Origin of the sequence: Pseudonocardia halophobica (assembly GCF_027922425.1) — a bacterium.
GTDB lineage: Bacteria > Actinomycetota > Actinomycetes > Mycobacteriales > Pseudonocardiaceae > Pseudonocardia > Pseudonocardia halophobica.
The window spans coordinates 1-1,354 of record NZ_BSFQ01000115.1 but is presented as its reverse complement, the minus strand read 5'-3'; the positions used below and the strand labels follow the sequence as shown (position 1 = coordinate 1,354).

At 72.2% G+C, this 1,354-nt stretch carries 2 protein-coding genes; one reads left to right on the top strand and one right to left on the bottom strand.

The genetic code is table 11. The features are described from left to right. The coding region (locus PKE99_RS37535; RefSeq protein ID WP_271215026.1) for a hypothetical protein at positions 1-399 on the bottom strand (399 nt) is incomplete at its 3' end. 31 nt (positions 400-430) lie between these two features. Here PKE99_RS37535 and PKE99_RS37530 point away from each other — a divergent pair. Beyond that, the coding region (locus PKE99_RS37530) for a bifunctional DNA primase/polymerase (RefSeq protein WP_271215025.1) at positions 431-1,354 on the top strand (924 nt) is incomplete at its 3' end.

The window sequence follows — 1,354 nt, the reverse complement described above, 5'->3', positions numbered from 1 at the left end:
GGTTGTGCCGAGCAGCCAACCCAAGGTTGCTGCAGTGCCGTCGGCTCTGGCGGGCGGCACGTCGAGCGGCGGGCAGTAATCGACACCGAGCGTCTGGGACAGAGCGTGAGCAGGCGGAGCAGCGTCAGGGGCGAGGGCTGCGCGAGCAGCCCAGAGCTCAGCCTCGGCGAGGGCCCGGCTCACCGGACGTTCCTCGCGGCCGGTCATCGGCGCGACGTGTCCACCACGGACCCACGCCAGCGTCGCGACGATTCCGGCTGCGCGGCCCGAGCCCGACTCGGTCGCCTCGGCGTAGGCGAGCCAGTGCAGGTCGGCGATCTCGTGGAGCGACGGGACCGTCCACTGCGGCTCGGTCGGTGTCCACGACATGTCGCCGAGTATGCGCCAGTTCCCCGACATGTTCTCCGCTTCGCACCGGGAGGCGAGCGCGATGACCGACGCTGATCTGCTGCGCTCGGCACTCGCCAACGCAGCGCGTGGTTGGCGGGTCTTCCCCCTGCGGCCCAACGACAAGCGCCCGGCCGTCCGCGACTGGGAAGCCCGAGCCACCACCGGCGAGGCACGCATCCGCAAGGCCTGGTCGAAGGGGAGATTCAACATCGGGCTGGCCTGCGGGCCCTCCGCGCTTGTGGTCATCGACCTGGACACCCCTGCTCACGGCGCCGAGCGCCCGAGCCAGTGGGATCGGCCCGGGATAAACGACGGAGCCGACGTCCTTGCCGCTTTGGCCGACGAAACCGGGCAGCCCGCGCCGTTCGAGACGCTGACCGTGCAGACCGCCTCCGGCGGCGAGCACTTGTACTTCCGTGCGCCCGACGGCCTCCGGATACGCAACTCGGCCGGGCGCCTCGGCTGGCTCATCGACGTCCGCGCGTGCGGCGGCTACGTCGTCGCAGCGGGCTCGATCGTGCGGGGGCGCCGCTACCGCAGCAACGGCCACGACGTCCTCGCACCACTACCAGACTGGATCGCCGACCGGCTGCGCGAACCGGCGCCCGAGCCCTCCCGCAGTCCGAGGCGACGCGACTTCGCCCCGCTGCTTGACGTGGTCGGCCGCCGCTCCCGCTACGCCGCGGCAGCGCTGCACGGCGAGCTGGAGACCGTGCTGGCGGCGCATCCCGGCTGTCGCAACGACACCCTCAATCGCGCCGCGTTCGCGCTGGGTCAACTCGTCGCCGCCGACGTCCTGCCCAGAGGACTTGCGGTTGCGGCCCTGGCCGAAGCTTCGGCCGTCATTGGCCTGCCATCCGCGGAAGCCGACGCCACCGTCCGCTCCGGTCTCGCCGCCGGCAGCCGCCGACCGCGCCGGATCTCGACGACAGGAGAACTACGGTGGCCTCCCGGTCCCGCCGGA